Source organism: Bacillus paralicheniformis (assembly GCF_002993925.1).
GTDB lineage: Bacteria > Bacillota > Bacilli > Bacillales > Bacillaceae > Bacillus > Bacillus paralicheniformis.
This window is the reverse complement of record NZ_CP023665.1, coordinates 2,871,821-2,897,246: the sequence shown is the minus strand read 5'-3', so window position 1 is coordinate 2,897,246 and position 25,426 is coordinate 2,871,821. Positions and strand designations below refer to the sequence as shown.

Here is a 25,426-nt window from a genome sequence, read left to right as displayed (position 1 = left end):
TGCCGGGCATTCCAGCCTTTCATTTAAAAGACACTGCGGACCAATCCGCCGTCCGCCCGCAAGGCTGCACCATTGATCGGCGAGGAAAGCGGACTGCTTAAAAAGGTGACAAAGTGCGCGATTTCTTCCGGCCGAATCAGCCTTTGTATGATAGAGGTCGGCCGGTTTTCTTTCATAAACCGCCTTTCCGCTTCTTCGACCGTCAGGTTTTCATCCGGATAAAGAGTCTTCAGCATCGTTTCAACGCCTTCGGTTAAGGTTGAGCCCGGCATAACGGTATTGACAGTCACATTTGTACCCGTAGCAAGCTCTGCCAAGCTCCGGGAAATCGAAAGCTGCATTGTTTTTGTTGCGCTGTAATGCGCCATTTCCTGTGACGGCATAACCGCAGCTTCGCTCGCAATAAAAATGACCCGGCCTTCTTTTTTCTCGATCATGCTTTGCAAATATCTCCGCGAGAGCCTTACTCCGCTCATAATATTCACTTCGAAAAAGCGGAACCAATCCTCATCCGGAATCTCAAAATATTCCGCCGGCTCAAAAATTCCTAAATTATTAATGAGAATATCAACATGCGGGAACGCTGCTATTAGGTCTTGACACCCTTTCTCAGTGCCAAGATCATAAGGGGCCGGATGAAGAACAGCCTCGGGGAATTGGCCTTTCAATTCGTCTATTATTTGATTGACCTTGTCTTGCCGGCGTCCGTTAATGATGACAGACGCACCTTCTTTCGCAAGTGAAGCGGCAATCGCTTTGCCGATTCCGGACGTTGATCCGGTCACCAATGCTGTTTTTCCTCGTAAGTTCAGGTTCATCATGGATCCCTCCGTTTTCTTTTCAGTATAAACAGAACAATGTCATACAAAACATCATTCATGATTATGGAACAGAAGAACCCGAAACGGAAGTACGCACTTTAAAGTTATATAGGCACTTTTTTGTGCCCCCTCAGTTTAAAGAGGGGACCGTTTGTTTGACCAGGCAAAAAAAGCATCAAAAAACCGCCGTCTGTAAACGGCGGGCTTACTGTTTATGGGGAATTCAATCATAGCAAGTAACGGTGATGTATGTATCGTTCCCTTTAAACAGAACGAGTTCTGCTTTTTTGTTCGCGCCATCTGTAAAATCGCTGACATCGATCACCGGACTGTTGCTTTTCGGTCCGACGTAGATATTTTTTCTAACGATTTCGGGCGTGCTTCCCGCCCCGTCAACTTCATACAGCGTAAAAGTAAAGCCATAAAAGCTGTTGTTGTGAAAATAAAATTTCCCTCCGCCTGATTTAATGATCGGAGTCTGCGATGTCATGCCGTATGTGCCGATATTATCCCATACACCGGAACCTGCTGCAGACGCAGAAGAAAAAGGCAAAAGCAAACACGCCAAAGTGAGCAGTAAGGCACCGATTTTGCTGAATTTCATGATTGGTCCTCCTTTTTAGTCACTACACTGGGGATTGTATCATTCATCACAGATGAAAGAATGAGGCATTGTTCCCTGAAAAATTGGGTTTATCTTTTTCATATGATGCACTTTTTGCGAACGGCATCCATAAATTGTGCTTTTATTAAGAAAAAAGGCCGATCATGGTGCTGCGGCGCTGTAACAAATGAAGCTGATATCCCATGAAGGCCTCCGCGGTTTTTCGAGTTTTTTTTCTTTTGAAATTGAAATAGACACTGCTAATGATTGACAACATTTTCAAACTGACTTAAACTTAGTTTGATGATTAAACTAAGTGTGTGCATAAGGAGTGGATGAAAGAGGGAGATCATTTTATGTTCTGATCAAAGCAACCTTCGAAATCTGATTCTTGCGAAATTGGAAAAAGGAGGTGATAAGATGACATAAACCTACAATCTAGTATTCGTGGTTGACGAGTGAAGCATCTGTCTCACTTCGGCTGAAAGGCCGCTTGCCAGGTTCTATGTATACGCTTTCATAAAAACTTATCATAAAGCCGTTTTGAAAGGCTGTGGAGGAGGTAAGAATCATGACGGGTGGACATGTAAACCAAGTTAGTATGTATGAGAAATCCGGTTATGCTTCTGGAGATTTAGCATGTAATTTAATTTACACCACGGTTTCTACATATCTGTTATTTTTCTATACGGATGTTTATGGTTTATCAGCCGCTGCCGCTGGAACAATGTTTCTGATTGTTCGAATCATTGATGCGCTTGCCGATCCTTTTATCGGAACATTAGTAGACCGAACAAACAGCAGATTCGGGAGGTTTAGGCCGTATCTGCTGTTCGGCGCGTTTCCGCTTTCTGTACTTGCCATCCTCTGTTTTACAACCCCTGATTTTTCAGATACCGGAAAATTAATCTACGCTTATATCACGTATGTCGGTTTATCACTCACATATACAGCGATAAATGTTCCATACGGCGCATTAACCTCCGCGATGACGAGAGATAATCAAGAGGTCGTCAGCATTACTTCGGTTCGGATGGTCTTTGCCAATCTTGGCGGACTCATCGTATCTTTTTTTGTTCCTTTACTTTCTACTTATTTAGGTGATACGACAGGAAACACGGCTCTTGGCTGGCAGCTGACGATGAGCATGCTGGGGATAATTGGCGCCTGTCTATTAATCTTTTGTTTTAAAAGTACAAAAGAACGGGTCACTCTGCCAATGTCCGAAGAAAAAATTAAATTTTCCGATCTATTCGAGCAATTCCGGGTGAATCGTCCGTTAGTCGTTTTAAGCATTTTCTTTATCATTATTTTTGGCGTCAACTCGATAAGCAATTCCGTCGGCATCTACTACATGACGTACAATGTAGGCAGAGCCGATCTTGTGAAATGGTACGGCTTGCTTGGAAGCCTTCCTGCATTGGCCATCCTGCCGTTTATACCCCGAATCAATAAGTGGCTGGGAAAGAGAAAGCTATTAAATGCCGCTTTATTATTAAATATCATTGGACTTTTAGCCATTCTCATTGTTCCGCCAAGCAATGTGTTTCTGGTGCTCTTCTTTCGGGTCATTGCCGCAGTTGGAAGCGTGACGGCCGGGGGATATATGTGGGCGCTTATCCCTGAAACAATCGAATATGGCGAATATAAGACTGGGAAACGCTTGAGTGGATTGATTTATGCGATTATCGGCTTCTTTTTCAAGTTTGGCATGGCACTCGGCGGAATCGTTCCAGGACTCATATTGGAGAAGTTCGGCTATGCCGCAGGCCAGGTCCAAACACCTGAAGCGTTGACAGGGATATTATTAACGACAACTGTAGTTCCGGTTATTTTCCTTATATTGGCTATGATCGACATTAATTTTTACAATTTAAGCGATGAAAAATATGCAAAAGTCGTACGTGAATTAGAGAATAGAGATAAAGTGACTTGGACTCTATGAAGAATTTCAGTGGAAATATACATTTTAAAGACAACCGTGAGGAGGAATGAAGATGAAAATTATCAATCCGGTGCTTAAAGGTTTCAACCCGGATCCATCCATATGTAGAGTAGGGGAAGATTATTATATCGCAGTATCCACCTTCGAATGGTTTCCAGGAGTGCAAATCCATCATTCAAAAGATTTGGTGAATTGGCGTTTAATTGCACATCCGTTGCAGAGGGTTTCACAATTGGATATGAAAGGGAATCCCGACTCAGGCGGTGTATGGGCGCCTTGTCTAAGTTACAGTGAAGGAAAGTTTTGGCTTATATATACAGATGTAAAAGTTGTGGATGGAGCCTGGAAAGACTGTCATAACTATTTAGTTACTTGCGAAACCGTCGATGGAGATTGGGGGGAGCCGATTCAACTAAATAGTTCCGGCTTCGATGCTTCATTGTTCCATGATGTCGACGGAAGAAAATATTTGTTAAATATGCTGTGGGATCACCGGATCGGCCGCCATTCATTCGGAGGCATTGTGATGCAGGAATTTTCCGTGCGCGAAAAAAGGCTTATCCATCAACCGAAAATCATTTTTGAAGGCACAGATATTAAACTGACTGAAGCGCCGCACCTTTATCATATCGGGGATTATTACTATTTGTTGACAGCGGAAGGCGGGACCCGTTACGAGCATGCCGCCACAATTGCCCGTTCAAAACATATCGAAGGACCATATGAGATTCACCCCGACAATCCAATTTTAACGTCTTGGCACGAACCTCGGAATCCGTTGCAGAAATGCGGACATGCATCAATTGTGGAAACGCATACAGGTGAGTGGTATTTAGCTCACTTAACCGGGCGTCCTATTCATCCTGCTGATGACTCGGTTATTCACCAAAGAGGATATTGTCCTTTGGGAAGAGAAACCGCGATTCAAAAATTAGAGTGGAAAGACGGCTGGCCTTATGTGGCAGGCGGAAAAGAGGGGAGGGTGGAGGTGGAAGCGCCCCGCATATCTGAAACAAAATTTCCATCGACCTATCAGGAAGTCGATCAATTTGCTGATCGGACATTAAATATGAACTTTCAGACATTGCGGATTCCCTTTACGAAAGAATTAGGATCATTGACTGAAAGGCCGAATCATTTACGTTTATATGGACGTGAATCACTAACCTCCACATTTACCCAGGCGTTTGTAGCCAGGCGTTGGCAAAGCCTCCGTTTTACAGCGGAGACTGCTGTTGATTTCAACCCGGAGACCTTTCAGCAAGCCGCGGGACTCGTGAATTACTACAACACCGAAAACTGGACGGCTCTTCAAGTGACTTATGATGAAGACCTTGGGCGCATTTTGGATGTAACGATATGCGATAATTTTACATTCTCACAGCCGATAAAAGACAAAATTGTCATCCCGCGGGACATACAATATGTTTATTTAAGAGTAAATGTCGAATGGGAAACATATTATTACTCCTATTCTTTTAATAAAAAAGACTGGTATAAAATTGAGATCCCGTTGGAATCTAAAAAACTGTCAGATGATTATGTGCGCGGAGGAGGATTCTTCACCGGAGCTTTTGTGGGAATGCAATGCCAAGATACAAGCGGAGCACATCAACATGCCGATTTTGATTACTTTATGTACAAAGAGCTATGAGTCAACAAAATACCGCTCCCGACAATCGGGAGCGGTTCAAATTTGTTTTCTTCCCTTCCCATTTTAATGCCTCTTTCCTTCCTCGGTTAATTTAAAAGTTGTCATCCTCGCTCGCTTTGGGGTAAGTGAAACGCAAAAGGAGCAGATGCATTATGAACCTTTCAAATTAAACTTCATTACTAAACAATGATTACAGAAGGTGTTCATTAATGAACATCCATAAGACAAAAGACCGGGGGATAGGCGCTCATTTTGCATGCATATGCTCTTTTTTGCTGGTGTCGATGAAAAATACAAAAAATTTATATTTTTCAAATTCCCACTTTACAGGTAGGTATAGTATAGATTATATTTAACAATAAAAATAAACCAATTGAAGTGGGAGGCCAACATGAAAAAGCTGATTGTGTTTGTCTTGATAGGATTATTTGCGCAGCTGATAGATGGCGCCTTAGGGATGGCGTACGGGGTGACATCGTCGTCATTGCTGCTTGCCTTCGGCATCGCACCGGCGGTTGCGTCAGCATCCGTTCACCTGGCGGAAGTCGTCACAACCGCGGCATCCGGTGTGTCGCATATAAAGTTTGGAAACGTTGATAAACAAACGGTCAAACGACTCGTCATCCCGGGATCACTCGGGGCATTTCTCGGCGCTTCCTTTTTAAGCAACATTCCGGGCGAGCTTGCGAAACCTTATATTTCAATATTTCTGCTTGTCCTCGGCGTGTATGTGCTCACTCGATTTCTATTCATGTTTAAAATAGGAGAGCAAAAAAGCGGTATCAGCCTTTCGAGAAAAAAAGCCGTTCCCCTGGGATTAATCGCGGGTTTTGCTGATGCAACCGGAGGGGGAGGCTGGGGGCCGATTGCCACTCCAGTTTTGTTATCCAAAAAAGGCGTCAGTGCGAGAAAAGTAGTGGGTACTGTTGACACAAGCGAGTTTGCTATTGCCGTTTCGGCAACGTTAGGATTTTTCATTTCTCTCGGCTGGGAAGAAGTCAATTGGCTGTGGGTTGGTGCATTGATGATTGGCGGAATTATTGCGGCTCCGATTGCCGCCTGGCTGGTGCAGAAGGTGCATGCCCGATTAATGGGCGTTCTGGTCGGCGGACTGATCATTCTCGTCAACACAAGAACGCTTGTCCATTCGTGGATCAATCAAACAGCATTATATCCGGCTATTTATATTGGAATCATCGCAGTTTGGATATCAGCTATTGTATATATTGTTGTAAAAATAAGAACAAGTGATCAAACTGCTCAAGCATTAAATCAATAATCTTGCGACGGCTTCAGATATCATGAGCGTTTTAAAAAAGATGCGGAAGTCGATAAGCAAGAGAAGGGAAGAACTTCAGGCCGTCAACAAACGAATACATTCCGATCGGACAACCGAAGGGCTCCTGTTAGACTGCCGTTCCTTGAAAAGGAACTGTAAACTAAGAGGACTTTTTATTTTTAAATTTACTTATAGCGAGATCGGCATAGCGCCGGTCTCAACTTGTTTTCATGCCTCTTTTTGCATTCCCCGTCTCATTTCTAAACAATGAATGCGGAAGGTGTTTATTAATGAACATCTCCAGCTTGATTGCCGATTGAATGCGGGTTTTCCTGGAATTATAATATTTGTGAATGAGTGGATGTGAATAGCCTAACGCACTATCGCGGTTTATCATTCCGGTGCAGGCTGTTATTTACAAAAATAGAGATGGAGGTAGGATGTATGTCTTCAAAACAAGAGGAGAGCTTCGCCATATTAACTGAGAGAGAATTGTCTTCTGCGGCATTTAAAGATGAAGCGTACGAATTTTACAAGCGATTACGCGCTTCCCGTCCTGTCTATCCCGTATCGATGGGGGATCTGGGCGAAGGCTGGCTCATTACGAGGTACGAGGATGCGGTCCATATATTAAAGGATGCAAGAATGAAGAAAAATTACGAAAATGTGTTTACTGAAGAAGAATTAGAGAACTTCTCCGCTCTGGAAAATGAAGAACCTTTATCAAAGCATATGCTCAACTCAGATCCCCCCGACCACGGCCGTTTGCGGTCTCTTGTACAGAAAGCATTTACTCCCCGGATGGTTTTACAGCTCGAGAACAGAATCCAAAAAATCGCTGATTCTTTATTGGATCAAGCAGAACCGAATCATTCCATGAATCTTGTAGACGACTTCGCTTTCCCGCTGCCGATCATTGTCATCAGCGAGATGCTTGGTATTCCGCTTGAAGATCGGCAAAAATTCAGAGTTTGGTCCCAGGCGGTTATTGATTTTTCTGACACGCCCGAAAGCCTGGAGGAATACAAGCATAAAATAGGCGAGTTTGCTGAATACCTGGAATATTTGGTTTGCAAAAAAAGGGACGAGCCGGCTGAGGATTTAGTCAGTGCATTAATTCAGGCAGAAAGCGAAGGAACGACATTAAGCATAGAAGAGCTGTATTCGACAATTATGCTCCTTATCGTTGCAGGACATGAGACAACGGTAAACTTAATAACCAATATGACCTTTGCCTTGCTGAACCACCCTGAGCAACTGGAAAAGCTTCATCAAAACGCAGATTTAATCGACTCAGCCATTGAAGAGGCGCTCAGATTTCACAGCCCCGTGGAATTGACCACTCTGCGCTGGGCGGCCGAACCGTTTACATTGCACGGGCAGGAGATGAAGAGAAAAGATGTGATCATCATTTCATTAGCCTCGGCCAACCGCGATGACACGGTCTTCCCGAATGCCGACCGCTTTAATATTGAAAGAAAGGATAACCGCCACCTTGCCTTTGGCTATGGCAGCCATTTTTGCCTGGGCGCACCGCTTGCCCGATTGGAGGCCAAAATTGCCATTCAAACCTTGCTGCGCCGCTTTGAACATATAGAGATCAAAGGCGAAAGGGAGCAGATCAAATGGAAAGGCAATTTTCTGATGAGAGCTTTAGATGAACTGCCATTATCTTTTTAAATGATTGGATTTGCGATCTGTCATTTCGGCCGAAGAAAAAGCATGGGATGTTTTCATCTTGAAAATAGAACATCAGATTATGAGACATTCATCTATTACAAGGTTCATAAAAATCGTACTCCCCGATATGACGGGGAGTACTCCTCTTGCCGGCTTAATCGTCTATTGTTATTCATGTTCGCTTTCACGAATGCCTCCTCTCATATTTTCCTCGCAAGTTTACTGCACAACAGCTTTAACTTTTCTTATTGATTTTAAAATTTGTAAGTTTCTTGTTTCTGTTTATAATTAGAAACATATGCTAATGTTTCGCCGCCTTAAAACTGATTAACAGATGAGCATTCCCGGAATGTTCCGTGAGACGTTTTAAAATATACTGGCTAAAGAAGAAAGGTGTTTTTAAACTTGAGAGGATTCATCAAATGGACAGGGGTGGCGATTCTGTGTATTGGCTTGATCGCCTGTACTTCCAACAAGAATGCTGAAAATGTTCATTACGCAAAAGACGACAGACAAACATTGGATATTTATACACCGCAAACAAACGAGGGTGAAAAACATCCTGTTCTCATCTATCTTCACGGTGGAGGGTGGACAAGCGGCGACAAAAGCAGGGCTGCTTCGAAGCCGGCATTGTTCACGGAAAACGGCTATGTTTTCGTATCTGTCAACTATCGGCTTCATCCCGATGTTCAGTATGAAGAGATGGCTGATGATGCGGCTAAGGCCGTTAAATGGGTGATGGATCATGCTGATGAATATCAAATCGATCCGTCAAAAATCAATGTTATGGGACATTCGGCAGGAGGGCACTTGGCCGCCTTAATTGCCGCAAATCCGGCATATTTAAATCGTGTCGGCCTCACACCGGCCTCGCTCAATTCGATTGTGGTTTTAGATGGACCCTTGGATATGAAACGATTCATCGAAGCGATCCCGTCTTATAAAAAAGTGTTCGGCACAGACGAAAAGGTGTGGACAGAAGCATCGCCGCTTTCCTACATCAACAACTCAAAATTGCCGCCTGCCTATCTTGTGACCCGCTGGGAAGACCCCGCCGTCTACAAATTCGCGGAAACCGTAAACAAAGCGAAAGCAACGGATTTTGTGTATCGGGTCAACAGCTTATCTCACAGTGATTTAAATAAGATGTTCGGCTCACCGGATGCGCCGGCAGAAGCACAGAATCTGACAAAAGCGGTTATGGCGTTTTTAGAGAAGGAAAATAAATAGACTAAACAGGCCGATTTAGCCTCCTATGCACTGGATGAAAATGTATAAACAGCTGTTAAACTAGCAGAGAAAGGCCTGAATTTTAAATCCGGCCTTTCTCACCCCTTGTTACCCTCCTCACTCATAATGCATCAATCTGCAAAATCCCAAAATTTAAACAAAACATTAATAAAATCAAGCCATTTGATTTAACAAATTTACGATACGATCATATAGAACTTGATGGTTGGGAGATTAAGAGCAAGGGGGATATGATGTGAGAATGAAACGATTAAGGATGAGGAAGCATTTACTGATAGCTGTCTGTTCTTTGGCACTTCTTCTAAGTTCTCTGGTTGTAGGCGATGCGAGCGCGGCAACTAAACCAACAACTGCAGCTTCGCCGCAGTCTTCCGGATTTTTCGTAGATCATTACAAAAATAATATCTCTGCTAATATGACGGTGGAATCCAATCCAGTCATCGGGGTGCTTTCCGAATTTAATAAACTTTGGATCCCCGGAAAGACGTGGAATACCGGTACTAAACTGAACAGAAGAGTGTTGGATGCCAACATCCAAAAAGTCGTGGATATTACTGAACACCGCACGATGTTTGAGGAAAATGCTGCATATTTTGATGATCGGAGGGGCCAGAGCTACAGTGTTATTGACGGCCTCGGGAAGCTTGCTGACGTCTATCGAATGAACGCGGGAGCGACGACAACGATCATCAGCATCCCGGCAGATGCCTCGATAAAAAAATATCATGATGAAGGAACCAATTCAGGCAGCACCAGTTCGGAACTTGGACATGTCGTGAGCTTGGTCAATACTTTACGCGGCAACTATTCTTCATCGAATCCGGCTAAAGGCTATTTCAATTATCCCCGTCCGTTTCGCTGGAAAGACAATTCGATCATTGTTCCAACGCTTATTCCCGTCATCAATCCTGATCCGAACAAAGACGGAGGTTTTCCAAGCGGACATACGAACGCCGCATATCTCAGCGCTTTTGCCATGGCCTATGCGATACCAGAGCGTTATCAGGAGCTGCTGACTCGCGCTTCTGAACTCGGTCATAACCGGATTGTTGCCGGTATGCATTCCCCGCTGGACGTCATGGGGGGAAGGGTCATGGCAACAGCGTTGTCAGCTGCGATTCTGTCTGATCCCGACAATGAAAGATTGAAGAAAGCCGCTTATGATGAAGCTCATCGTAAACTATTAACGCAAACCGGGACAGGCGAAGACAGATACAGCGATTATGAAACGAATAAAAAACAATATACGGAACGATTGACATATGGATTTCGTCAAATGAAGACAACCGCTAAACCAATGGCAGTTCCAAAGGGAGCCGAAGTCCTGCTGGAAACGCGTTTTCCTTACCTTGACAAAAAGCAGCGCCGTTTGATTTTAGCAACTACCGGTCTTCCGGCCGGCTATCCTGTTCTTGATGATGCGGAAGGATGGGGAAGGCTTAATCTCTTTTCCGCCGCAGATGGGTATGGTGCTTTTACCAAAGATGTTACCGTGAAGATGGATGCTGCCAAAGGCGGCTTCCAAGCAACGGATCGCTGGCGCAACGACATCTCCGGCGCTGGAAAGCTGACCAAAAAGGGGACAGGCACTTTGAAGCTGGAAGGGAAAAATACATATTCCGGCGGTACACGGATTGATCAAGGGACGCTTGAGGGCGGTTCGGAGACAGCTTTCGGGAGAGGTGATGTTTCACTGGGAAGGGGCACCCTTAGGGAAGATGTGCCGGGAAAACTGATGATCGGGGGAGACTACAAACAATCTGCTGAAGGAATACTTGAACTTCATCTCAGCGGAAAAAAAGATCAGTTGAAAATTAAAGGAAAAGCAAGATTAAAGGGGACATTACGTCTCAATTTTATAGACAATTACATTCCGGCTGATGGATCGGCGGTCATAACCTTCCGCAAGCGTCATGGCTCATTTTCTTCCGTCGAAACCAGAGGATTGCCAAGCAAATATAAAGTGAAGATCATCTATAAGTCCAACAGTATTCAGTTGAAAGTTGATCAAAAGGGGAGAAGCTGATCTTCATCAAAAGCTGCAAGCTGACGCTTACTGTCGCCAGCTTGTTTTTCGTTTTGACGAAGTCTATTTTGAACAGGAGATCTTAAAAAATAGTCGGCACCATTCCTCCGTCCATACGGATCGGAGACCCTTTAAATGCGGATGCATAAGGACTGCATACAAATGCCGCCAGTCTGCCGATTTCAATAGGTTTGATAAATCGCTGTATTTCGGATTGAGGCAGGTTTGTGGTCATAAATTTCTTCTCTTTTTCTGAAAAAGTCATTCCTTCATCAGGGTACATTCCCTCAATGATTTGCTTCACATTCTCAGAGAGCGTCGGCCCCGGCATGATCGTATTAACTGTCACTTCTGTTCCGATTGTTAATTTTGATAAGCTTTTTGACAATGATAATAGCATTGATTTTGTCATACAATACTGAGGCATCTGTCCTGAAGGCATCATCGCTTCTTCACTTGCAATAAAGATGATGCGGCCAAAATCACTTTTCAGCATTTTAGGCAAATAAAATTTAGTTAAACCGTTTGCAGCCAGAACGTTGGTGCGGAAGTATTTTTCCCATATTTCATCGTCAACGTCCTCATATTCCATGATTTCATAAATGCCCATATTGTTTATTAAAATATCGATTTGAGGGTATTTTTTAAATAAAGCTTCCCTTTGCCTAATATCCACGATGTCAGCCGCGGCGTTTTGGGGAGAGGTGGCAGGAAAAGCTGATTTTATTTCATTGACTGTTCGTTCTGCCTCTTCCTCATTTCGTCCGTTAATGAGGACATGAACACCTTCTTTGGCAAGTTCAATAGCGATGGCTTTTCCTATCCCTTTCGTCGATCCTGTAACTAAAGCTGTTTTGTTCTTTAATCCCATATCCATCAAACATTTCTCCTATTCTAGTTAAGTCCATTCAGCCGGGTTTGCTTACGCCAATTAGAAGGTGTCTCGCCTTCCCAGAGGCGGAAGGCTCGGTAGAACGAGTTCTGATCTTCATATCCGATCAGAAAGGCCACTTCTTTAATATCGAGCGAAGGGTCTGCCAAGTACTCCCGCGCCTGCTCATGTCTGACTTGGATCAACAGCTGTTTGAAGCTAGTGCCTTCATCAGTAAGCCGGCGCTGCAAGGTGCGGCCGCTCATTCCCAATTCGCCCGCGACAGTCTGAATGTCTGGGTGCCCTCCTGTGAGCGTGCGTTTCATGATCCACTTGACCACTTCAGTGATTGAAAGGCTATTTTGCTGATCATTCAACGATTGATCCAGCACGGGAGTCAGAATCTCCAGCAACTCTGCATTATACGAGACAAAGGGGCGGTCCAGATCTCCTCGATGCAGCGTCAGCCGATTCCGATCTGCACCGCTCCGGATACGGCAGCCGAAGTATGCTTCAAGCGCCTGCATGTCGCCCATTGGGTGTGCAAACTCGACCGACTTCGCTGTCAACGGCTGATCTGTACCCCGGCGCCCGAGTTCCAGAAGAAATGCCAGTGTAATGCCAATCAAGAGCGGCGGACCGGGTTGCTTATCATCCAACCATTCCAGTTCGATTGTGCAGTGCTCACTTTCCTCGGTGATACGCAAGCTTTCGGGAGGGCACAATTGTTTATAGCGGGCCATTCGCTTTAGCGCGTCGCGGTAGTCACGAGCATGGTAAGCCGCTAATACGGCTGGAGGGTAATGTGCCGGCTCAAAGCCGGTCGCAAGCTTGATGATTCCTTTGGAAACATCATCAACGAGATCGGAATACGCCTGCCAGATCGCGAGGTATTGGGCGGCGGTGACAACTGGTTCAGTCATCATGGTGAGCGGCAGCTGGGCTTTTCGGAGCACGTCAGAGGCGTTAATTCCTAAGTGACGCAATCCCGCCCAAAACCCTGCCGGGAATTTAATTCGATTATGAGACATCATACGTATGAGCACTCCTTTAACTTTCTGCACCTTCGCTCACTTGGTCGTCATTCCATCCTGCCTTATTGGCGGGACAGTTATAACTTTACCTATCCATTGTCGGACTGTAACTAGCAAAGGACGACATTTAACTTGCCGATTACGCCGAACGTGTTAGCGTACGAAGACTGTGACAGGCAGGCGCCTGTATTCTATCATTACCTTCAAATAGGAGGGACAAGTATTATTGTTTGAATCTTCAATTGATGTATGCAGTCCTTAGATATAGGAAACAAGCCGGGAGGAAACTCCCGGCTGTAAAATCATCCCTTGCCAAACACGGGATTTCCTGTTTTCATCACATGTTTTCTCGTCATGAAAAAGAGGAGGGCGGCGACAAAAAACTCGGAAAGCGGCAAGGATAGCCAAACTCCCGTGACGCCAATAAACTTAGGCAAAATCCAAAGCAGGATGAGAAGGGACACGAAGCTTCGCAATATGATGATCAAAGCCGATGAGCCGGCCCGGCCAATGGATTGAAAGTAACTCATATAGACAAAGTTATAGCCAAGGAAGATATACCCGATAAAAAATAGGCGGATTCCATCGATGGCCAGCTCCTGGATTTCGGTTGATTCTATTCCGAATAAACCTACAAGGAACGGTGCAGCCACCCAACCGATAACGAGCAAAAGAATTCCCAGGATAACAGCGGTCTTCTCCCCAATCTTCATGCTGCTTTTGATTCGTTCGCTTTCTTCAGCACCATGATAATAGCTGATCATTGGCTGAAGCGCCATTTCAATGCCGAAGAAGGACAGGAACATAAACCCGTGAAGGTAGTTGATGACCGAGAAGGCAGCGACTCCTCCCGTGCCTGCCAGTCCGGACATCGCCAGGTTATACCCTGTTACAAATATGAGGAGCCCGGCCTCCGCCAGAAAACTTGGAAACCCGATGGCAAAGATGTGCAGAAGGGATTTCCGGGACCACTGAAACGCCAGCTTTCTCAGTTGCGCTTGACGGTTAAAGAAGTGCAGGGATAATACAAGCAGTCCGGCGAATCCGCCAAGCACCGTTGAAATCGCAGCACCTGTTACCCCCATGTTCAAAATCATGATTGTATAAAAATTCAGAATGATATTCACAATCGATGTTGTTGCAAGAGCTATCATCGAAAGCTTTGGACTGCCGTCATTCCTTACAAAAATACTTAAGACCTGTTCTAATGCGATGACCCAGCCGAATAAAAACATGACGTTTAAGTACTCTATGACGTAAGAAGAGGTGTCGGAGTTAGCGCCAAGCCATAGGGAAATGGCTTGAATATTAAAAAGCCCGAACACCCCTAAAAGCGCACTGATGATTAGTGTAGAGAAGAGAGCCAGAGAAAAAACGCTGCTTGCCTTTTGTGGACGATTCTCCCCGATGCTGATAGAGTACTTCGTTGCTCCGCCTATCCCAACCCACAGAGCGATGGCCATAATCAAAGAAATGACCGGATAGGAAAGGTTCACTCCAGCCAGTGCTGCGGTTCCAATCCCATTTCCAACGAATAGGCCATCAATTAAAATATTCGCTGACATCAAGAGTAATCCAAGCGTTGCAGGGATGAAATATTTAAAAAACACTTGATTAACTGGTAATTTCATTAGCTGCTGATGTGTTTCTGTCATCATGTATTCCTCCTATAATGAGCTACAGGAGTATTCTAAACCTTCAAGTTACTTGAAGGTCAATCAAAACTTTGTCACCGGAATTTGGATTAAAGTGACAAAATGATCGGACTCCTTGATGACAGCCTCATCAAGAACGGAAATCTCAACGGGGATTCCTTCAAGTTTATATCCTTCCTCTTTCAGCTGACGTAAAACAAGCTGATAACTTTTTCTCATGTCCTCGTAGGGGCCAATATGAGGATAGCTTGCATACAAACCTTCGTTTAAATATTCATTGCTGTTTTCGCCGTGCAGCAATTCAAATAAGCCGATGTATTTTACAGGTCCTTCTTGCTTCAAGCTTTCCATATCCACGATCGTTCCGATGTCTCCGGTGAAGAAGCCGTTATTCTCGATCGACTGGCTCGAAAGCGTTTCTCTATCCTTTAAATAGATGTCGTCGCCTTCCTCTATCAGATCAACAGGTTTGTCAAAATACAGATAGGAAACAGGCCGTTTTGGGAAATACTGAAATGTTAAAGCAGGATGACCGGCAAGTTTTATTCCTTCTTCGATTGTGGAAATTTTGTTTTCGATCCTCGCCGCACTGCGTTGGAGCCGGCAAATTTCCATCCTCACTTCCTCAAGCTTCTTCTTCAAAATATCCATCGTCGTTTCCGGAGTCCTTTTATCTAACTGATGCTGAATGTCTTTTAACGAAAATCCATTTTTCCTTAAAAAAATAATGGTATCCAGAACCTGAAATTGTTCAACACCATAATATCGATAGGATGTTTCAGGGTCAGTATACTTTGGCTTGAACAGTCCGATTTCATCATAGTAACGCAGAGTCGATGCGGGCAGCTTGAAAAGCCGTGCTACTTCTCCCACGCGGAATCGATTATTCACCATTTTTCACCTCATTTGTTGGTATGTGAACTTTTTTTAGGGTTATCGGATGTATATCTTAAGCCTACTATTGACATTAGGTGAAAATGCATGCCTGGTCAACAAGGAACCGCAGCCTCTAAAAGGGGCATTACGCCAAATGATAGATTTTCAAAAATAAATGAGGGCTTCATGATTGGAAGCCCTCATTTATTTTTCACAAACGTGAATTAAAGAAGCTCATTTCAGAGAAAAGGTTTGAATTGGTCCCGGCAAGTTTATTGCTGAAGCGCTCTTGTTCCGATCGAACGAAATCGCGGATGCTCTGCCAGTATGGAACGCTTCATTTCTTTTACAACCGGGTGATCTGACTTTAAAAACCGATCTTTCTCGTAAAGCCCGGTCAATTGGCCGTGATCTAAAATACCTAGTGTATCACTTAATTGATAGGCGGCTTTTAAATCATGCGTTATAAAGAAATACGACATTCCAAAATCGTTTTTGAGCTCTTTTAATAAATCCAATATAAGCGTTTGGGTTACCATGTCCAGGCTGCTGACAGACTCGTCCAATACGATCAGCTTCGGCTTGAGCGAGACTGCTCTTGCAATATTAATTCGCTGCAATTGGCCGCCGCTGAATTGATGCGGATATTTTGTTAAATCCTCTTCAGTTAAGCCTACTCTTTCCAACAGCTCGATAATGGTCCGTTTTTGCTCGGCGATTGTGAGCCTTTCATAGTTTTCCAGCGGTTCTGCTATGATTTGTTCCGCCGTCATTCGCGGGTTGACGGAAGAATATGAGTCTTGAAAAACAGCTTGAAGGTCGCGGCGGATTTTCCGCCGGATGGATTGCTCGGCTTTATATAGATCATGACCTTGAAAAAATATTTGGCCTGATTGCGGCCGTTCCAAACCGAGCATCACTTTTCCCAATGTGCTTTTCCCGGCTCCGCTTGGTCCAAACATGCCCAGACATGCGCCTTCTTCAATTGAAAAGCTGACATTGGAAAGGACTTGTTTCGATGGAGCTTTCCATTTGAACAATTTGCGCGCCGTATAATGATGAGTGACGTCTTTCACTTGTAATAAACTCACTTGTTCACCCCATATCAAATGCAGGTCTTCTTCATACTGACTCAAGTGGCAAGTTGATCCATTGGCAAAGTCAACCGTGCACTTAACAGCTTCTTTGTATAGTCATGTTTTGGTTCATCAAACAGCTGAAACACATCTCCATTTTCTACAATTCTCCCATTCTGCATCACAGCGACTTCATCGGCCATTTCAGCAATGACGCCCAGATCATGAGATATAAGCAAAATCGCCGTGCCGAATTCAGATCGCAAGCCGTCTAAATATTTCAGCACCGTCTTCTGATTAAACACGTCGAGCGCAGTTGTGGGTTCATCCGCAATAAGAACGGCCGGCTCCAGGCATGCTGCAATTGCAATCATGACCCGTTGAAGCATTCCGCCGCTTAATTGAAAAGGGTAAGAATGCAAAAGTTTAGCGGGGTGGGGGAGGTTTACATGATGCAGTGCTTCGGTCGCGAGCTCTTTCGCCTGTTTTTTGCTAAAAGATGTATGAGAGCGAATCGATTCGATCATTTGCTGGCCGATCGTAAAAACGGGTGTAAAAGCGTTCATCGGATTCTGCATAATATAGGCTATATCTTTGCCGCGGATTTTACGCATGTCCTGTTCTGCTAATCCGTTCAATTCCCGGCCCCGCAATGCAATACTTCCTTCCACCTTGGTTGTTTTTGGATCAAGCGTCTGAAGAATAGACATGCTCGTTACCGTTTTTCCGCAACCGCTCTCACCAATTAAACCAAGAACCTGTCCGCGCTTCAGTTCAAAATTAATCCCTTGAACGATAGTTGAATTTCCTTTTTGATTGTGAACCTGTACATGCAAATCTCTGACTTGAAGTACAGTTGATTGTTCTGTTCCCAACTTCCTCATTCCTTTTTATCATCGACGTTTGACGCCGTATTGATCTGATAAGGCTTCGCCCAATAAATTGAACGTCACAACGACAACCATGATCATCAGCCCTGGATAAATCATTAACTCGGGGTTCGTCCGAATATACGATTTACCTTCATGAATCATCGCTCCCCACTCAGCTGCCGGGGGCTGGACGCCTAATCCGAGAAAAGACATGGCGGAGATATCCATAATGGCCCAGCCCATTTCCAACGTGCCGATGACGACGAGGGGAGGGAGGACATTAGGGATAATATGCTGTTTAATAATTTTCCATTGTGAAGATCCATTGATTTTTGCCGCCGCAATAAAATTCTCCTCTTTCAGGCTAAGCACCATTCCTCTAAAAATTCTTGCATAATAGACCCATTGCACAAGCATGAGGGCCACAATGACTTGAGGAAGTCCAGGACCGAATATGCCCACGAGGCCAAGAACTAAAATTAAGTTCGGAAAGGCCATCACACCATCGCAGCATCTCATTAACAGCTGATCAATCCAGCCGCCTTTATACCCTGAGATCGTCCCGATTATGAGGCCGATAACGAGTGAGGAAATGAAAATGAGCATCGCGAATCCAAGAGAAATCCGGGCGCCGTACAAAAGGCGGGATAAGTTGCATCTTCCCAGATGATCAGTTCCTAAAGGAAACGTCCAGGACGGAGGCTGCAGCTTATAGACCAAATGGACATCAGCAGGGTGATGCGGCGCAATCCAAGGGGCGAATACAGCGATGATAAAAAGGACGGTTAATATGATGGTGCAGATTGCGATCACTTTTGGGCCTTTGAAAATCTTGCGTATACTTATCATCGATGCTGTCCTTCTTTCCTTGAAATGCGCGGGTCAATATACATTTGAATGAGGTCAACAATTAAGTTGCTCAATATAAAAAAGGCGGCGGCTAAGAACACATAGCATTGAATGACAGGGATGTCCCGATTGAAAATGGCCTCAATAAAATAACGGCCAAAGCCCGGCCAAGAAAAAACGACTTCAACAATAATTGTGCCGGTGAGCAGCTTGCCAAGGTTCATTCCCAGCCCCGTAATCATCGGAGAAATGGCCATTCGCAATACATGTTTGGCCATAATGTTCATCCTCGTCATTCCTCTTATGCGAGCAAATTGCACATAGGGTTCTTGCAGGTTTTCGATGACACTTGCACGGAGCAGCCTTGTATACATCGCGATTAAAGGAAGCGCCAAAGTCATCGACGGCAGTACAAGATGCTGCCATGTCCCGATTCCCTCTACCGGCAAAAGGTCTAACTGAACAGAAAAGAAAAAAACCAGCATATACCCTAACCAAAAAGTCGGGATGGATGCTCCGAAAAAGGAAATGAAGCGGCTGATATGATCAACTGCACCGTTTCTTTTAATTCCCGCTAAGAAGCCTAGCGGCACACTGACAAGCACCGCAATCATTAAACTCCCAAGCGCGAGCTCGATCGTCGCCGGCATTCGGTGTGCAACTTCATCCCAAACCGGCTGATTCGAAACATAAGATATGCCAAAATCAAGTTGGCATATCTTCAATACAGAGTTTACATATTGAATAAAGAATGGCTGATCCAAGCCAAACTCATGTCTTTTTTGCGCTAAAATTTCATCGGTTGGCTGGATATGTGCTGCGGCTAAGTATGCTTCAGCTGGGTCAACCGGTGAGAGATGAATCATTCCAGTTGTGAGAAGTGCAGCTAAAAGAAACACTGGAATAATAGACATGATTCGTTTCAATATATAGTTGCCCATAAAAGCCTCCTAGTGTTGCTGCTTGATGCGAATCCCTGTAAATGGATGTTCGTCACGATTGGCAGGGAACGTAAAGTTGCTGATATTCTTTTGATATATCGCCGTCTTTTTAATATAAGAAACAGGAACGATGGCTCCCTGGTCTTGAAGGGATTTTAAAATAGATGAGTAAAGCTCCTGCCGCTCTTTTTCATCAGTCGTTTGAGGTACCTTTGCCATCTGCTTGATCAGCTCGTCCTTGTTTGGATAGGCTGAAATCGCTTCATTAAATCCGAATCCTTTGGAGGAGACAATGTTTAAAAATGTGTGCGGGTCATAAGGCGCACCATAGTTGCTAAAGAAGTTCATATCAAACTCATTCGCTTTAAACCGTTTGACTTGGGTTGCCAATTCTACACCTTCAAGATTCAGCTTTACCCCGATCGCCGCCCATTCTGCCTGCAGCGTTTCGGCCATTGTTTTTTGAATGGATTCCGCTGAATCATACATTAAACTAAATTCAAGAGGCTTTCCGTCTTTCTCGCGCACCGTCTTGCCATTCGGAAGCTTCCAGCCTGCCGCATCTAATAGCGCTTTTGCTTTCTCTGGATCATAGTTGATTTGCTTTACATCAATATCAGACGTGTATGGGAAGTCTGTCGGCAAAATATGATCTGCTTTTTCTTCTAACCCGGAGGTGATGCCTTTTACCAAGGCTTCTTTGTCAAAACCATAGTGGAGGGCTTGACGCACGCGCTCATCAGAGAGCTGTTCTTTTTTCGTATTCATGACAAGCTGTCTCGTCGCCACCGGTTCAGAAAGGCTTGTTTCATATTGGCCTGTCGCTTGCAGCTGCTTGAATGCATCCAAACTGATAACGCCTTCGCCGTAAATGAGGTCAAGCTCACCTTTTTCAAATGCAAGCACCCTTGTTTCGGCGTCCGGGATGACTTTCACCTTGATTTTCTCGACTTTTGGCTTTTCACCCCAATAATGTTCATTGCGTTTAAAAACCGCATATTCATCAGCTTTATGCTCTTCCAATACCCACGGGCCCGTACCTACCGGTTTTGCGACACCCTTTGATGTATCGCCGTCCTTAGGGAAGCCGGCTTCTCCCAAAAACCGGACCGGCCGTACTACGGCTAGTTCCTGAATGGTCGGGTAATATGGTTCAGTTAATGTCAATTTAAATGTATGATCATCAATCACTTCTGTTTGGGCTATTTTTGAAAGAAACCCTAACCAGCTGTGTAATTCAGTATGTTTTAAAATGGAATCAAAATTCTTCTTCACAATTTTTGCATTAAACGTTGTTCCATCTGAAAATTTTACATTCTTACGCAAATGAAACGTATATACTTTACCGTCATTTGATATATCCCAAGATTCGGCTAAATGCGGTTTAAGCTTTCCTCCCGCTTCATAGGTAACCAAAGGTTCATATACCATCGACTGGGCAAATAATTGGGAAGGATTATACACATGCGGATTCATCTCGCCAATATCTCTAGGCCAAGCCATTGTGACCATGTTTTCATGCGTTTTCTCTGTTGAATTTCCTGAGGTTGTACATCCGGCCAATAAAATAGAAAAGGCGAGCATTAATACAAAAGTAATTTTAATTTTCGAACTAATCCTTCCGCTTATCATGCTTTGTTTCCTCCTAAATGAAGTTGATAATCATTTTCATTCTATGCAGGAAGCATACCCTTGTCAATGTAAGATATAGGAACTGCTTACATGCTGCGGAATGGGGAAGCGGCGGCATCCCGTGAAGAACGAGCGCAAAGAGGGAGAGGCGAAAATGAAGTGGCGAAGAATGAACTTTTTATTAAAATGGATTGTAAAAACGAAGCAATCAAAGTACACTTAATGATAATGATAATCATTTACGATTGAGGGTGTAAACTCATGACATATACTGGGAGTGAAGAGCGATGAGCAGAAATGAAGTGTTTGATGTGACCGTGATCGGCGGAGGTCCGGCCGGTTTATATTCCGCCTTTTACAGCGGACTGCGGGGAATGAAAACGAAGATTATCGAATATCAGCCGATGCTGGGCGGAAAGGTTCACGTATATCCTGAAAAAATGATCTGGGATGTCGGGGGGCTAACGCCGATTTCCGGAGCCAGGCTGATAGAACAGATCGTGCAGCAGGGGCTAACATTTCATCCTGAAGTGCTGCTGAATGAGAAAGTTGAATCGATTGCCCGCAATGAAGAAGGGTTGTTTGAGTTACATACGGCTGCCTCAGGGGTGCATCTGTCCAAGACGGTCATCGTTGCCGTGGGCGGTGGCATCCTCAATCCGCAAAAGCTTCAGATTGAAGGAGCAGAGCGCTTTGAAGTGTCCAATCTGAATTATACGGTCAAATCGCTGCAGCATTTTAAAGATAAAACGGTCATTGTATCAGGCGGCGGCAATTCGGCTGTCGATTGGGCCAACGAGCTCGAACCTGTAGCGAAAAAGGTCTACCTCGCTTACCGCAAAGATGCGCTCAGCGGGCATGAGGCCCAGGTGGATCAGCTGCTGAACAGCTCGGTGAGCTGCTTCTTCCATACACAGATTACCAAGCTGATCGCTTCGGAAGATCATGAGGTGATCGAACGGGTCGAGCTCACGAACGCTCAAACCGGTGAGGTGATGGAGCTGCCTGTCGACGAAGTGGTTATCAACCACGGCTATGAACGCGACACCTCACTGTTGGAGAACAGCCGGCTTCATATTACCAGGGTTGATGACTATTATATTAAAGGTACCGCCAACTGCCAGTCTTCCGTGCCCGGACTGTATGCGGCAGGGGATATTGTGCATTATGAAGGCAAGCTGCACTTGATCGCCGGAGCGTTTCAGGATGCGGCAAACGCGGTCAACAGCGCCAAGCGCTTTATCGATCCCGAAGCACACAAGAGTGCGATGGTGTCGTCACATAATGAGGTTTTCAAAGAGCGCAACCGCGAGCTTGTGAAGAAGATGTTCGTGTAGAAAAGGACCGCCGTGGGAGCGGCTGATTCGTCGAGGGGATCTTGGAGATATGCCAAGATTCTCTTTTTATTTAAACCAGCCTTTTTCCTTTGAACGGGTAATGGCTTCGATCCGATTTTTGACCTCAAGCTTTTCAAGAATCATTGAGATATAATTTCGCACGGTTCCGCTTTTGATGCTGAGTTCTTGGGCGATTTCTTTTGTGTTTTTTCCGTCAGCCACAAGTTCGAGCACTTCTTTTTCTCTATCTGTGAGGGGATTGGCTTCACTGTACATGTCTTCCATCAATTCAGGCGCATAGATCCGCTTTCCTTTCATGACGCTGCGGATGGCGCTCACAAGCTCTTCGCTTGGGCTGTCCTTTAACAAATAGCCTTTAACACCTGCTTTAATGGCCCGCTGAAAGTAACCGGGGCGGGCAAAAGTGGTTAAGATAATAATGTTGCAGCCTGTATCCTTTAGTTCCTCAGCAGCTTCAAGCCCCGTTTTTCCCGGCATTTCAATGTCCATAATGCATACATCAGGCCGATGTTTTTTTGTGAAATCAACGGCATCCTGTCCGGTTGTGCCTTTGCCGACGACTTCCATATCATCTTCTAAATTCAGTAGTGATCCTAAAGCGCCCAAGAGCATCTGTTGATCTTCCGCAATAAATATACTAATCATGCAAGCCATCCTTTTTTGTTTATTTTGAGTTATTAGGAATTGACATGGTAAGCTTGGTGCCGTTTTTTGTATCAATGTGAAGGCTTCCGTTTGCAAATTCAAGCCGTTCTCTCATGCCAAGCAAGCCGTGTCCTTTTGAAAAGTACTTCTCTTCACCTTGAAACGTTCCATCGTCAGTCACTGTAATGACAACTTCCTTCCAGAGCTGCTGGATGTCAATGCGGCAGGTTTTAGCCTGACTGTGTTTGACGACATTAGTGACAGCTTCCTTTAAGCACATGCTCAATATGTTTTCATTAAGCAATGAGATATTTTCCGGCAATTTTTCTTCTTCATAGATGAACGCAATGTCGGCTGCTTCAAGAATTTGTTTGATGTTGACAATTTCATCCTTGAGCCGGATGCCTTTCATGGAGGATACAATTTTTCTGACTTCATTTAATGAAGTTCTCGCAGTTTGCTGAACGCTTTTCAGTTCACGCGCGGCTTGATCGGGATCTTTGTAAATTAATTTTCTCGCCAAGTCGCTTTTTAAACCGATCAGAGACAGCTTTTGTCCAAGTGTATCGTGAAGGTCGCGGGCAATCCGCTGCCGCTCTTCTAATTTTACCAAATTGGCAATCCGTTCATTAGCATACTCGAGTTTTTCTTCGAGGCGTTCGCGCTCCTTGCGGTTTCTGATACTGAACGGCAATAAAATCGCGCTGATGAGAGTGATGACCACAAAAGGAATTTGTGTCAGAAAAAATTCTTTTTTTAACACGAGACTGAAGTTGGCAGCGACGGCTGCGCTTATTAAATGAACGTAATATAAAATGTGAAAAGGGGCTCGTTTTTTTATGTTCCCTATAAAATACGCGATAAAAAAAGCAAAATAAATATAGCTGAACAGCATAATCGAGGCGGTTGAAATGCCGATTAATATAAACGCCCACAAATAAATGTCCCAGCCTTTTGAAACAAACGCAAATCTGTATACCGCAAAAAATAAAAGTGTCAAAATGATGCCGACGACGATGACAAGGGTAGATGATGATTGCATGATAAAGTAGAAGGGCAGGATGAAAAATATCGTCCATATATACGGCGAGATCCCGTTAAGTTTTTGAAATGCAAAATGCTTTTTGAACATGATATAACCTCGTTTTCAGCTTTTCATCTTTAGAGTAACTTTACCATTGCCTGAGCCGGATTGCATCATCCGACAATAAATAAGGAAGCCTTCTTGTTGATATAAGAAGACCTCCTCATCGTCAGGCGTTCTTTCGCAGCTTCTGTTTTTCCGTTGAATCCTGCGGAAGAGGGGAAGATGTTTGTTTCATGTCCCGAAAGGTTACAAACTGCTTTTTTTCTTCATCCCAAAGCCGGAACGCGAGTGATTGCAGGCTTGTTTTTAAAGTGATGGTCGGGACGTTTTTTAGTGGTTCGTGCTGCTCATGTGCGATTTCAAGTTTATAGTTAGGCACCTTTGGGCTCAGATGGTGAACGTGGTGGTACCCGATATTGCCTGTAAGCCATTGAAGCAGTTTCGGTAGTTTATAAAATGAACTTCCTTCCACAGCCGCCTGAACGTAGCTCCAGTTTTCATCCGCTTCAAAATAAGAATCTTCAAATGTATGCTGAACATAAAACAGCCAAACGCCGATCGAACCTGAGATCAGAAAGATCGGACCCTGTACGAGCAAGAACGATTGCCAGCCAAAGATCAGGCAGCAAACAGCAGCCAATGCCGCGATTGCAAGGTTGGTAAGGTATGTGTTCACACGTTCCTTCCGTCTTGCACCTTTTTTGTTAAAGCGGTTTGTGATCAGAAAGACATAAATCGGTCCGAGAATAAACATGATAAACGGATTTCTGTAAAGTCTGTATGCGATTTTTGTGCGTAGAGGTGCGGCTTTATATTCGTTTACCGTCAGCAGCCAGATATCGCCTGTTCCGCGTTTATCCAGGTTGCTGCTTGTCGCATGATGAATCGAATGGCTGTGCTGCCATTGAAGATAAGGAAATAAAGTCAGAACGCCTGTCAAAAAGCCGAGAATATGGTTATGGCGCTTTTGTTTGAAAAAGGATAGATGGCAGCAGTCGTGAAAAATAATGAAAATTCTCGTCAAAAACCCTGCGGCAATCGCCGTTATTCCTAAAGTAAGGAGATAGGAGACATCGAGGCTGAGATAGGCAAGAAACCACAGTCCGAAGAAAGGAATAAACGTATTGAAGAGCTGAATCAGACTGTTTTTGGTATCAGGCTGGGCGAATACAGCAACCTGTTTTGTTAACTGTTTTTGTTTGTGTGTGGTGGTTTGTTCAGTCATAGTAAAGTTATCCTCTCATAAATGGGTCTTAAGTTAAGTTTA

21 protein-coding genes are annotated in these 25,426 nt (G+C 44.4%); 7 read left to right on the top strand and 14 right to left on the bottom strand.

The window, feature by feature from the left end; genetic code table 11:
• Positions 1-23: 23 nt before the first annotated feature.
• Positions 24-818, bottom strand: coding sequence for an SDR family NAD(P)-dependent oxidoreductase (locus CP943_RS14785; protein ID WP_025811081.1), 795 nt, complete (start codon positions 816-818; stop codon positions 24-26).
• 226 nt (positions 819-1,044) lie between these two features.
• Positions 1,045-1,425, bottom strand: a complete 381-nt coding sequence (locus CP943_RS14780; RefSeq protein WP_020452350.1) for a hypothetical protein — start codon at positions 1,423-1,425, stop codon at positions 1,045-1,047.
• Between the two features lie 571 nt (positions 1,426-1,996).
• Here CP943_RS14780 and CP943_RS14775 point away from each other — a divergent pair.
• The 6 genes from CP943_RS14775 to CP943_RS14750 all read left to right on the top strand — a co-directional run bounded on the left by CP943_RS14775 (position 1,997) and on the right by CP943_RS14750 (position 11,263).
• Entirely contained in the window at positions 1,997-3,370 is a 1,374-nt protein-coding gene (locus CP943_RS14775; RefSeq protein ID WP_026579217.1) for an MFS transporter, read from the top strand.
• 52 nt (positions 3,371-3,422) lie between these two features.
• Positions 3,423-5,024 carry a xylan 1,4-beta-xylosidase gene (xynB, locus tag CP943_RS14770; RefSeq protein ID WP_020452348.1) on the top strand — a complete coding sequence of 534 codons (1,602 nt, stop codon included), beginning with the start codon at positions 3,423-3,425 and terminating at the stop codon, positions 5,022-5,024.
• Between the two features lie 391 nt (positions 5,025-5,415).
• Complete coding sequence (locus CP943_RS14765) at positions 5,416-6,303, top strand: sulfite exporter TauE/SafE family protein (protein ID WP_020452347.1); 888 nt, start codon at positions 5,416-5,418, stop codon at positions 6,301-6,303.
• 444 nt (positions 6,304-6,747) lie between these two features.
• Positions 6,748-7,983: a cytochrome P450 family protein gene (locus CP943_RS14760; RefSeq protein ID WP_020452346.1), complete on the top strand. Its 1,236-nt coding sequence runs from the start codon at positions 6,748-6,750 to the stop codon at positions 7,981-7,983.
• 405 nt (positions 7,984-8,388) lie between these two features.
• Positions 8,389-9,216 (top strand): alpha/beta hydrolase, encoded by an 828-nt coding sequence (locus CP943_RS14755; RefSeq protein WP_105981110.1) that lies wholly within the window; start codon positions 8,389-8,391, stop codon positions 9,214-9,216.
• A gap of 262 nt (positions 9,217-9,478) precedes the next feature.
• A complete protein-coding gene (locus CP943_RS14750) occupies positions 9,479-11,263 on the top strand; it encodes an acid phosphatase (RefSeq protein WP_059231432.1) in 1,785 nt (594 codons plus the stop codon).
• Between the two features lie 82 nt (positions 11,264-11,345).
• Here CP943_RS14750 and CP943_RS14745 read toward each other — a convergent pair whose 3' ends face one another.
• The 9 genes from CP943_RS14745 to nikA form a co-directional block, all read right to left on the bottom strand.
• Positions 11,346-12,140 carry an SDR family NAD(P)-dependent oxidoreductase gene (locus CP943_RS14745; protein ID WP_020452343.1) on the bottom strand — a complete coding sequence of 265 codons (795 nt, stop codon included), beginning with the start codon at positions 12,138-12,140 and terminating at the stop codon, positions 11,346-11,348.
• Positions 12,141-12,157: 17 nt separating this feature from the next.
• The gene (locus CP943_RS14740) at positions 12,158-13,165 is read right to left on the bottom strand and encodes a helix-turn-helix transcriptional regulator (RefSeq protein WP_105981369.1); all 1,008 of its coding nucleotides are present in this window, start codon (positions 13,163-13,165) and stop codon (positions 12,158-12,160) included.
• 305 nt (positions 13,166-13,470) lie between these two features.
• Positions 13,471-14,826 (bottom strand): MATE family efflux transporter, encoded by a 1,356-nt coding sequence (locus tag CP943_RS14735; RefSeq protein ID WP_095290919.1) that lies wholly within the window; start codon positions 14,824-14,826, stop codon positions 13,471-13,473.
• A 60-nt stretch (positions 14,827-14,886) separates the two neighbouring features.
• Complete coding sequence (locus tag CP943_RS14730; RefSeq protein WP_023855332.1) at positions 14,887-15,717, bottom strand: MerR family transcriptional regulator; 831 nt, start codon at positions 15,715-15,717, stop codon at positions 14,887-14,889.
• Positions 15,718-15,971: 254 nt separating this feature from the next.
• The gene (nikE, locus tag CP943_RS14725) at positions 15,972-16,790 is read right to left on the bottom strand and encodes a nickel import ATP-binding protein NikE (RefSeq protein WP_105981368.1); all 819 of its coding nucleotides are present in this window, start codon (positions 16,788-16,790) and stop codon (positions 15,972-15,974) included.
• Positions 16,791-16,831: 41 nt separating this feature from the next.
• On the bottom strand, positions 16,832-17,650 hold the full coding sequence (gene nikD, locus CP943_RS14720) for a nickel import ATP-binding protein NikD (RefSeq protein ID WP_020452338.1): 819 nt from the start codon (positions 17,648-17,650) through the stop codon (positions 16,832-16,834).
• Between the two features lie 18 nt (positions 17,651-17,668).
• Positions 17,669-18,496: a nickel ABC transporter permease subunit NikC gene (gene nikC, locus CP943_RS14715; protein ID WP_023855330.1), complete on the bottom strand. Its 828-nt coding sequence runs from the start codon at positions 18,494-18,496 to the stop codon at positions 17,669-17,671.
• Positions 18,493-19,437: a nickel ABC transporter permease subunit NikB gene (gene nikB, locus CP943_RS14710; protein WP_035338411.1), complete on the bottom strand. Its 945-nt coding sequence runs from the start codon at positions 19,435-19,437 to the stop codon at positions 18,493-18,495. Before nikB ends, nikC begins: the two co-directional genes overlap by 4 nt.
• 9 nt (positions 19,438-19,446) lie before the next feature.
• The gene (gene nikA / locus CP943_RS14705) at positions 19,447-21,069 is read right to left on the bottom strand and encodes a nickel ABC transporter substrate-binding protein (RefSeq protein WP_020452335.1); all 1,623 of its coding nucleotides are present in this window, start codon (positions 21,067-21,069) and stop codon (positions 19,447-19,449) included.
• 287 nt (positions 21,070-21,356) lie between these two features.
• Between nikA and CP943_RS14700 the strand changes: the two genes are divergently transcribed.
• A complete protein-coding gene (locus CP943_RS14700) occupies positions 21,357-22,406 on the top strand; it encodes an NAD(P)/FAD-dependent oxidoreductase (protein WP_020452334.1) in 1,050 nt (349 codons plus the stop codon).
• Positions 22,407-22,472: 66 nt separating this feature from the next.
• On the opposite strand, the gene desR is transcribed toward CP943_RS14700, so the two are convergent.
• The 3 genes from desR to desE all read right to left on the bottom strand — a co-directional run bounded on the left by desR (position 22,473) and on the right by desE (position 25,384).
• A complete protein-coding gene (desR, locus tag CP943_RS14695) occupies positions 22,473-23,072 on the bottom strand; it encodes a two-component system response regulator DesR (protein WP_020452333.1) in 600 nt (199 codons plus the stop codon).
• Positions 23,073-23,091: 19 nt separating this feature from the next.
• On the bottom strand, positions 23,092-24,204 hold the full coding sequence (locus CP943_RS14690; protein ID WP_021837602.1) for a two-component sensor histidine kinase DesK: 1,113 nt from the start codon (positions 24,202-24,204) through the stop codon (positions 23,092-23,094).
• Between the two features lie 121 nt (positions 24,205-24,325).
• The gene (desE, locus tag CP943_RS14685) at positions 24,326-25,384 is read right to left on the bottom strand and encodes a Delta(5) desaturase DesA (protein ID WP_059231388.1); all 1,059 of its coding nucleotides are present in this window, start codon (positions 25,382-25,384) and stop codon (positions 24,326-24,328) included.
• Positions 25,385-25,426: the final 42 nt, after the last annotated feature.

Bases quoted from the DNA above. Each gene is read 5' to 3' on its own strand.
- xynB (WP_020452348.1), top strand. From the start codon at position 3,423: ATGAAAATTATCAATCCGGTGCTTAAAGGTTTCAACCCGGATCCATCC.
- CP943_RS14730 (WP_023855332.1), bottom strand. From the start codon at position 15,717: ATGGTGAATAATCGATTCCGCGTGGGAGAAGTAGCACGGCTTTTCAAG.
- CP943_RS14740 (WP_105981369.1), bottom strand. From the start codon at position 13,165: ATGTCTCATAATCGAATTAAATTCCCGGCAGGGTTTTGGGCGGGATTG.
- CP943_RS14775 (WP_026579217.1), top strand. From the start codon at position 1,997: ATGACGGGTGGACATGTAAACCAAGTTAGTATGTATGAGAAATCCGGT.
- CP943_RS14735 (WP_095290919.1), bottom strand. From the start codon at position 14,826: ATGATGACAGAAACACATCAGCAGCTAATGAAATTACCAGTTAATCAA.
- nikB (WP_035338411.1), bottom strand. From the start codon at position 19,437: ATGGGCAACTATATATTGAAACGAATCATGTCTATTATTCCAGTGTTT.
- CP943_RS14785 (WP_025811081.1), bottom strand. From the start codon at position 818: ATGAACCTGAACTTACGAGGAAAAACAGCATTGGTGACCGGATCAACG.
- CP943_RS14750 (WP_059231432.1), top strand. From the start codon at position 9,479: ATGAAACGATTAAGGATGAGGAAGCATTTACTGATAGCTGTCTGTTCT.
- desE (WP_059231388.1), bottom strand. From the start codon at position 25,384: ATGACTGAACAAACCACCACACACAAACAAAAACAGTTAACAAAACAG.
- CP943_RS14700 (WP_020452334.1), top strand. From the start codon at position 21,357: ATGAGCAGAAATGAAGTGTTTGATGTGACCGTGATCGGCGGAGGTCCG.
- CP943_RS14765 (WP_020452347.1), top strand. From the start codon at position 5,416: ATGAAAAAGCTGATTGTGTTTGTCTTGATAGGATTATTTGCGCAGCTG.
- desR (WP_020452333.1), bottom strand. From the start codon at position 23,072: ATGATTAGTATATTTATTGCGGAAGATCAACAGATGCTCTTGGGCGCT.
- CP943_RS14780 (WP_020452350.1), bottom strand. From the start codon at position 1,425: ATGAAATTCAGCAAAATCGGTGCCTTACTGCTCACTTTGGCGTGTTTG.
- CP943_RS14760 (WP_020452346.1), top strand. From the start codon at position 6,748: ATGTCTTCAAAACAAGAGGAGAGCTTCGCCATATTAACTGAGAGAGAA.
- CP943_RS14745 (WP_020452343.1), bottom strand. From the start codon at position 12,140: ATGGATATGGGATTAAAGAACAAAACAGCTTTAGTTACAGGATCGACG.
- nikA (WP_020452335.1), bottom strand. From the start codon at position 21,069: ATGATAAGCGGAAGGATTAGTTCGAAAATTAAAATTACTTTTGTATTA.
- CP943_RS14690 (WP_021837602.1), bottom strand. From the start codon at position 24,204: ATGTTCAAAAAGCATTTTGCATTTCAAAAACTTAACGGGATCTCGCCG.
- nikC (WP_023855330.1), bottom strand. From the start codon at position 18,496: ATGATAAGTATACGCAAGATTTTCAAAGGCCCAAAAGTGATCGCAATC.